This is a genomic window from Stenotrophomonas sp. PS02300, from assembly GCF_029959395.1.
GTDB classification, from domain to species: Bacteria; Pseudomonadota; Gammaproteobacteria; order Xanthomonadales; family Xanthomonadaceae; genus Stenotrophomonas; species Stenotrophomonas maltophilia_AD.
On the sequence record NZ_JASCOP010000194.1, the window covers coordinates 1 to 5,015 of the forward strand.

Annotated in this window: 2 protein-coding genes; one reads left to right on the forward strand and one right to left on the reverse strand. The window is 68.4% G+C overall.

What is annotated here, in order from left to right; genetic code table 11:
* Window positions 1-116 precede the first annotated feature (116 nt).
* Entirely contained in the window at window positions 117-3,485 is a 3,369-nt protein-coding gene (gene rne / locus QMX79_RS19930) for a ribonuclease E (RefSeq protein ID WP_282248325.1), read from the reverse strand.
* A gap of 404 nt (window positions 3,486-3,889) precedes the next feature.
* Here rne and QMX79_RS19935 point away from each other — a divergent pair, with 404 nt between their 5' ends.
* Window positions 3,890-4,867: an RluA family pseudouridine synthase gene (locus QMX79_RS19935; protein ID WP_095362783.1), complete on the forward strand. Its 978-nt coding sequence runs from the start codon at window positions 3,890-3,892 to the stop codon at window positions 4,865-4,867.
* Window positions 4,868-5,015: the final 148 nt, after the last annotated feature.

A 5,015-nucleotide genomic window follows, 5' to 3' on the forward strand; every position in this document is an offset into this window, starting at 1 on the left:
TTGTGGAAGGGCCTGCGGCTTTAGGTTGGCCCTACCGCAGACAGCGGCCCTTGGGCCGCTGTCTGCGTTCTTGTTTCCGCAGCCACGCAGGGCGTGGCTCTACCCGGGTAGAGGGATCAGGGCTTTTCGGCCTTGTCCTGTTCTTCCTTGGCAGCGGCTTCGGCCGGGGCGAGTTCATCGGTGGGGATGTCCTCGCGGGCTTCGGCATGCGCGGCCTGGGCGGCGGCATCGGTCGGTGCGGCGTCGCTGGCGGCAGTGCCGAACAGCTGGCCGTTCTGCACCACCGGTGCGCTCTCCACCGGCTCCACGCGGGCTACCGGTGCCGGGGCGACCGGAGCGGCCGGCACGGCATCCACGGCGTCCAGCATGCTGGTCTGCACCGGGCGGCCGACTTCGGTCGGACCCTTGTGCTCGACCGCCGGGGTCTCGACAGCGACGGGCGCGGTCGGGGCCGGGGTCACGACGGGCGTTTCGATCGGCTTCGGTGCTTCGGTCACAACCGGGGCTTCAACCGCCTTCGGTGCTTCCGCCACCACCGGGGCTTCAACCGCCTTCGGCGCTTCGGTCACCACCGGGGCTTCGACGGCCTTCGGTGCTTCGGTCACGACCGGCGCTTCGACAGCCTTCGGTGCTTCGGTCACGACCGGGGCTTCAACCGGCTTCGGTGCTTCGGCCACGACTGGCGCAGCCACCGGCATCGGCGACTCGACGAACGGCACGCGATCGGTGTACGACGGTGCGCGCTCTTCCACCGGTTCGGCCTTCGGGGCCGGGGCGGCCTCGGCGTGACCAGCGGTCACCACCGGGCTGCTGACCACGGCCAGCGGCGCGGCGGCGGCAACGGCAGCCACCGGGGCCGGGCGCGGGGCCTGGACCGGTGCGGCCGGGGCAGCGGGTGCGGCGCCGTCATCATCGAAGTCGAACTCCGGGTTCGACTCGCTGCTGCGGGCAGCCGGGCGGGCCGCCTGGGTGGTGTTGTCACCGTCCTGGTCGCCGTCCTGCTCGTCGCTGTCGCCGTCGTCGTCCAGACCGCCGTCATCGTTCAGGCCATCGCTGCCTGCAGCCTGCTCGCCGTTGCCACGACGACGACGGCGGCCACCGCGACGGCCACGACGACGGCGCGAAGCGCCTTCGCCACTGGCATCGTCGGTGCCCGGCGCTTCGCCGTGCTCGTTGGCCTCGCCATCAACCGCAACGGCGGTCAGCTGGTTCTCATCGGCCGGTGCATTGTTCGGCACCGGGGCGGCAGCCGGGGCAGCAGCTGCCGGGATCGCGGCATCCGCCACGGTCACCGCAGTTGCGACCAGCGCGGCATCGGCAGCGGTCACGCCGGCCTGCACCGGCTTGGCGGCATCGGCCTGCGGCTGACGCGCGGGCTTGTCGCCCTCGTTCTGCTGGCGCGGCGGCTTCTGCTTCTGGTTCTGGTTCAGCTTCGGCTGCTGCTCATTGCGCGGGGCCTTGGGCTGCTGCTCGTTGCGCGGCTTGCCCTGCTGGGGCTGGCCGGCGGCGGGTGCGGCAGCCTGCGCGGCCACGTCCTGGCGGCGCTCGTCGCGGCGCTCGCCCTTGCCGGCGCGTTCGCCACGGTCGTCACGGCGGTCCTTGCCGCGGCCCTGGCCCTGCTGGCCCTGACCCTGGCCACGCTCGCCACGCTCATCGCGGCGGCCGTTGCGGTCCTTGCCGTTGCGGTCCTTGTTGCGGCCGTTGCGGTTGCCGTCCTGGGCCGGGCGCGCGTTGTTCTGCGGTGCGGCGGCCGGGGCCGGCTCACCACCGAAGATGCGCTTCAGCCAGCCGACCACGCCGGTGGCAGCCGGCGCGGCGACCGGTGCCGGGGCGACCGGGGCCGGGGCAGCAGCCACCGGTTCGGCCACTTCGCGGACCGGGGCCGGCGAGCTGTGCTTGACGTTGGTCACTGCCGGGGCGACCGGGATGTTCAGCTGCGCCTTGGTCAGCGCATGCACCGGCAGCTTGCGCGGGGTGCCGCGCTGGTAGCTCGGCTTGCCGCTTTCGTCGCCCAGCTCGTTCTCACGCAGGCGGGTCACTTCGTAGTGCGGGGTATGCAGCTGCTCGTCGGCCACGATCACGATCGGCGCGTCATGGCGCTGTTCGATCTCGCGCAGCGCGCTGCGCTTTTCGTTGAGCAGGTAGTTGGCGATCTCTACCGGGGCCTGGACCAGCACCTGCCCGGTGTTTTCCTTCATCGCATGCTCTTCGGCCACGCGGATGATCGACAGCGACAGCGATTCCACCGAACGCATGCGGCCATGGCCGTCGCAACGCGGGCAGACGATCTGGCTGGATTCGCCCAGGCTCGGGCGCAGGCGCTGGCGGCTCATTTCCATCAGGCCGAAGCGCGAAATGCGGCCCAGCTGCACGCGCGCACGGTCGTACTTGAGCGCGTTCTGCAGGCGGTTCTCGACTTCACGCTGGTGCTTGTTGGACGACATGTCGATGAAGTCGATCACCACCAGGCCGCCCAGGTCGCGCAGGCGCAGCTGGCGGGCCACTTCTTCGGCCGCTTCCAGGTTGGTCTGGAACGCAGTGTCCTCGATGTCGCTGCCCTTGGTGGCGCGCGAGGAGTTCACGTCGATGGCGGTCAGCGCTTCGGTCTGGTCGACCACGATCGAGCCGCCCGACGGCAGGCGGACGTTGCGTTCATAGGCGCCTTCGATCTGCGATTCGATCTGGAAGCGGTTGAACAGCGGAATGTCGTCGGTGTAGTGCTTGAGCTTGCGCAGGGTCTGCGGCATCACCTGCTGCATGAACTCGCGGGCGGTGTCGTACAGCTCCTGGGTGTCCACCAGGATCTCGCCCACGTCGGCGCGCAGGTAGTCGCGCAGGGCGCGCACGATCAGGCGCGATTCCTGGTAGATCAGGAACGGGGCCGGCTTGGTCAGCGCCGCTTCGGCGATCGACTTCCAGACCTGGAGCAGGTAGTCCAGGTCCCACTGGAGTTCTTCGGCATCGCGCCCGACGCCGGCGGTGCGGATGATCACGCCCATGTCGTCGGGGATGTTCAGCTTGTCCAGCGCTTCCTTCAGCGCGGCGCGGTCTTCGCCCTCGATGCGACGCGACACGCCACCGGCGGTGGGCGAGTTCGGCATCAGCACCATGTAGCGGCCGGCCAGGGAGATGAACGTGGTCAGGGCGGCGCCCTTGTTGCCACGCTCTTCCTTGTCGACCTGGACCACCACTTCCTGGCCTTCACGCAGCAGCTCGCGGATGCCGGCCTTGTTGTGGTCGACCCCGGCCTGGAAGTAATCGCGGGAGATTTCCTTCAGCGGCAGGAAGCCGTGGCGTTCGCCACCGTATTCCACGAAGGCCGCTTCCAGCGACGGCTCAAGGCGCGTGATGCGGCCCTTGTAGATGTTCGACTTCTTCTGTTCCTTGGACGGCTGTTCGATGTCGATGTCGTACAGCGTCTGGCCATCCACGATGGCTACCCGCAGCTCTTCAGCCTGCGTGGCGTTGATCAGCATTCGCTTCATATTGCGTTCCTCGCGCGCTGCTACCGCGCGGAACGCCATGGGGTTTCGCTTCTGGTCACGCTTGCACGCCCATCGCGCATGCGCGGGGAGGGCGGCTTGGGCTTCCAGCGCTACAACACCACGGCAGGCCGCGGGAGCGCTTCATTTTGTTTTGGTTTGGGTGTTGCGGGCCGGAGGCAGCTTTCAGACAGGCTGGAGCGCCACAGGGACATTTTTTCAGCGCAGACGCTTGTCAGGCATCCGGCGATGGCCGGGACTGCCGGTGAGCCGCTAACATGGCCGCCCCGGGGGCGGTGGCTGCGCACTGTGCCGGAATCGAGGGAAGTCGGGCTTCTGGCCCAGAGCAACTTCCAACGAAATCAATCCCTTATCTCGCCTGCCGAGTGTAACAGAATAAAAGGCCAATGACCGATACCGTGCCGTCCCCCAAAGCCGCTGAAGGCAAGACCAGCGTCCGTCTCCTGACTGTCCCGGCCGACCGTGCCGGGCAACGCCTGGACAACTTCCTGCTCGGCCAGCTGAAGGGTGCCCCGCGCAGTCTGGTCTACAAACTCGTGCGCAGCGGCCAGGTCCGTGTGAACGGCGGCCGCGCCAAGGCCGAACGCAAACTGGTGGAGGGCGACGAAGTACGCGTGCCACCAGTTCGTCTCACCGAAGAAGGAGACAAGGCCGGTCCGCCGGCCGCGTTCATGAAGCGGCTGGAAGACGCCATCGTCTACGAGGACGAGCGCCTGCTGGCCCTGAACAAGCCCTCCGGCGTGGCCAGCCATGGCGGCAGCGGGATCAGCTTCGGCGCCATCGAGACCCTGCGCGCATTGCGCCCGGGCAAGACCCTGGAGCTGGTGCACCGGCTGGACCGGGACACCTCGGGCCTGCTGATCGTCGCCAAGAAGCGGTCGGCGCTGAGCGAGCTGCAGGCGCTGCTGCGTGAAGACCACGGCGCCGGCATCCGCAAGCGCTACCTGACCCTGCTGGTGGGGCGCATGCCCGACGGCACCATGACCGTGGACGCCCCGCTGCACGTGGGCCTGCGCCAGGGCGGCGAGCGCCACGTACAGGTGAATGCGATCGGCAAGGAATCGATCAGCCACTTCAGCGTGCTGGAGCGCAAGGGCGGCCATTCGTTCTGTGAAGTCCGCATCGAAACCGGCCGGACCCACCAGATCCGCGTGCATGCCCAGCACCTGGGGCACCCGGTGGCCGGTGACGACAAATACGGCGATCCGGACGTCAACAAGCGGCTTCGTGACCAGATCGGCCTGAAACGCCTGTTCCTGCACGCCGCCTCGCTGGAGTTCTCGCTGGACGCCGGCAAGACCCCCTATCTGCTCAACGCGCCGCTGGCCGAAGAGCTGACCGAGGCGTTGAACCGGTTGGGATGAGTCAGGGTTGGCGGCCAAAGGCCGGCATCCGCGTTTCCCGTGGCAACGACACACTGTCAAAAGGTGGGTCGGGGCGGGTTTGCAGGGGTGTGAGCCGCATGGATGCGGCGACCAAGCCCCCAGGGATGGGTTCACGGCGTCCCCTGCA

Excerpts from the sequence above, each read along its gene's own strand:
- rne (WP_282248325.1), bottom strand. The coding sequence starts at position 3,485 with ATGAAGCGAATGCTGATCAACGCCACGCAGGCTGAAGAGCTGCGGGTA.
- QMX79_RS19935 (WP_095362783.1), top strand. The coding sequence starts at position 3,890 with ATGACCGATACCGTGCCGTCCCCCAAAGCCGCTGAAGGCAAGACCAGC.